We start from the raw sequence: 253 nt of genomic DNA, 5'->3' as shown, positions 1-253 counted from the left end.
CCCCGGCAGCTTCTGCGCTGCACCGCGGTGAAAGGTGTGCTGTTTGATAAAACCGGCACGCTCACCGCTGGCCAGTTTCGTATTGTCGATACAAAGGCAGCCAACAGCACGACGCCGGAGCAGGATCTGTTGGCGATTGCCGCCGCACTGGAGTGGAATAATCCGCACCCGCTGGCAAAGCCCTTTCAGCAATATTCCCGCCACCCCGGTGTCACGGCGCTTCATGCCGACCATACGGGAGTCACTGGCATGC

At 60.5% G+C, this 253-nt stretch carries 1 protein-coding gene; it reads left to right on the top strand.

Annotated features, from left to right (window positions below; genetic code table 11):
* Positions 1–36 precede the first annotated feature (36 nt).
* Positions 37–253, top strand: a 217-nt coding sequence (locus tag A3754_RS04480; RefSeq protein WP_231880480.1) for an HAD family hydrolase, incomplete at its 3' end; no start/stop codon positions are given.

The sequence above is a fragment of the Alcanivorax sp. HI0083 genome, from assembly GCF_001635175.1.
Note: the sequence above shows the minus strand (reverse complement) of the source record. Positions and strands in the feature narration are given on the sequence as shown.